The following is a 1,974-nucleotide window of genomic DNA, read 5'->3' on the forward strand; positions in this document are numbered from 1 at the left end:
TGCCGCCGGCTGGGGTAATAGAGATAAAAGCCGCTGTAATAGGGGCACCAGTCTTCGAGCACCCGCACAAGCCGTCCTTCCCGGATGTGGGCTTCGACCTGTTCCTCGAACGCGTAGGCTATACCCGTGCCAAGGAGCGCGGCATCGACCATCATGTCCTGATCGCCGACGATCAACGGACCTGAGACTTCGACACTCAGCTCGACACCGCCACGTTCGAACTCCCATGCGTAAAGTCTCCCGCTGGCAAATCGGAGCCCAAGGCAGGGCAAGCTCTTGAGATGCTCAGGGACAGTGGGCTTTGGGTATCGCTCGAAAAACGCTGGCGCCGCCACGATCGCTGATCGCTGGCGTGGCCCGATCGGAATGGCGATCATGTCCTGGGCGATGACTTCCCCAAAGCGGATGCCAGCATCGAAGCCCTCGGACACCATATCGACCAGGTCATTCTCAACCACGATCTCGACGCTAATTCCCGGATAGCGTTCCAGAAACTTCGTTACGATCGGCAGGAGAGCCATCTTGGCCGATACACGGGCCGCGTTGACCCGCAGCCGGCCGACAGGGGCCCCGCGCAGGCTGTTGAGATCATCCAGGGCCGCGTCGATGTCCTGGAAGGCCGGAGCAATGCGGGCGAGCAAGCGCTCGCCCGCCTCCGTGAGGGCGACGCTACGGGTGGTGCGGTTGAACAGTCGCAGATCCAACCGCTCCTCAAGCGACTTCAGGGCATGGCTCAAGGCGGAGGGGGTGCAGCCCATCTCATCAGCCGCGCGGCGGAAACTCCGGTGCCGCGCGAGCGCCAGAAACGGCATCAGATCCGAGGGTGAGATGGTGCGCATTGTTGAATTCGGCTCACTAGCCCAGCGAAAAACCAGTCGATTATCTCATCGGTCGTCTCTTTGTAAAACATCCTCACTCGCTGATCGGAGCGGGAGATCGCTCCCGCTCCGATCCTCGAAGGCAGGAGACATCGCAATGATAACCATCGACCAGGCCCGCACGATCATCGCCGCCGGCGAGGCTCGGGCCACCCAGATCGGCGTTCCCGTGAACATCGCGGTGCTCGACGCCGCAGTGCACCTGAAGGCGTTCAGCCGGATGGACGGCGCCCTGCTGGGCTCCATCGACATCGCCGTCGGCAAGGCCCGCACCGCCACACTGTTCGGCATGCGGACCGAAGATATCGGCGAGTTCTGCAAGCCCGGCGGCACCTCACCCGGTCTTGAGAACAGCAACGGCGGCCTCGTGGTCTTCGCCGGCGGCATCCCGATCCGGAATGCCGAGGGCAAGGTGATCGGCGCGGTCGGCATCTCGGGCGGCGCGGTCGCTCAGGACCTCGACATCGCTGAAGCCGCCGCGGCCGCGCTCGGCAACTGACCCCCCATCCTCATCACACCCTCGATCATCAACTCAACCAGACTTGAAGGGACCGTATCATGACCACCAAGACCATTCTCATCACCGGCGCAGGCTCCGGCTTCGGCAAGGGCGCCGCCATCGGCATGGCCAAGAACGGCCACAGCATCATCGCCACGACCCAGGTGTCGTCCCAGGTCACGCCGCTGCGCGAGGAGGCCAAGGCCCTGGGGCTCCAGAACTTCCGGGTCGAGCGCCTCGACCTGACCGATCCCTATGACATCGCCCAGGCGCAGTCCTGGGACTTTGATGTGCTCTGGAACAACGCCGGCATGGGCGAAGCCGGCCCGGTCTGGGAAATCCCGATCGAGCTCGTGCGCAAGAACTATGAGGTCAACGTCTTCCTGCCGCTGGTGCTGACGCAGGGTGTCGTGCGCCGCTGGGTGTCGGAGGGCAAAAAAGGCAAGGTCGTGTTCACCTCGTCCATGGGCGGCCTGTTCACGCCGGCCAACTGGGGAACCTATGTCTCGACCAAGCATGCGCTGGAATCGATCGCCGAGGCGCTGCAACAGGAGCTGGCGCCGTACGGCATCAAGATCCAGACGATCAATCCCGGCG

The 1,974-nt window shown here is 63.4% G+C and carries 3 protein-coding genes; 2 read left to right on the forward strand and 1 reads right to left on the reverse strand.

Translation table 11 applies throughout. The features are described 5' to 3' along the window. On the reverse strand, positions 1 to 839 hold an 839-nt coding region (locus tag ACS5Q1_RS47720), incomplete at its 3' end, for a LysR family transcriptional regulator (protein ID WP_473104754.1). 136 nt (positions 840 to 975) lie between these two features. Here ACS5Q1_RS47720 and ACS5Q1_RS47725 point away from each other — a divergent pair. Together ACS5Q1_RS47725 and ACS5Q1_RS47730 are read left to right on the forward strand one after the other, a co-directional pair. Next, complete coding sequence (locus ACS5Q1_RS47725; RefSeq protein ID WP_473104755.1) at positions 976 to 1,377, forward strand: GlcG/HbpS family heme-binding protein; 402 nt, start codon at positions 976 to 978, stop codon at positions 1,375 to 1,377. Positions 1,378 to 1,436: 59 nt separating this feature from the next. Continuing rightward, the coding region (locus ACS5Q1_RS47730; RefSeq protein WP_473104756.1) for an SDR family oxidoreductase at positions 1,437 to 1,974 on the forward strand (538 nt) is incomplete at its 3' end.

It is taken from the genome of Microvirga sp. GN3 (genome assembly GCF_055792825.1).

Coding starts and splice junctions, on each gene's coding strand:
- ACS5Q1_RS47725 (WP_473104755.1), top strand. CDS start 976: ATGATAACCATCGACCAGGCCCGCACGATCATCGCCGCCGGCGAGGCT.